This window comes from Burkholderia sp. SIMBA_062, assembly GCF_046534765.1.
Taxonomy (GTDB): Bacteria; Pseudomonadota; Gammaproteobacteria; order Burkholderiales; family Burkholderiaceae; genus Burkholderia; species Burkholderia ambifaria.
On sequence record NZ_JAWRYD010000574.1, the window covers coordinates 1 to 240 of the forward strand.

General features: G+C 65.4%; 1 pseudogene. It reads right to left on the reverse strand.

The features are described from left to right. Positions 1-240, reverse strand: a pseudogene (locus SB786_RS37490) (acetate kinase); the annotation flags it as partial.

Genomic DNA, 240 nt, shown 5'->3' on the forward strand with positions numbered 1-240 from the left:
CCAGGCTGTGGGGCTGATGATTGGGGGCCAGCGGGATCAGCTCGGCCAGATCGTCAAGCAAGGTCGGGCAGACACGTGCGGGGCCGTGATGCTCGCGGCCGCCATGCACGACGCGATGACCGGCTGCAGTGATGGTCAGGCCATCATCATGGCGCTCCAGCCAGTCGAAAAGCGCCGGGATCAGATCCTCGTGACTGGCCCCCGGATGCAATGGCAGCTGAGCATCCCAATTCGGGGTGG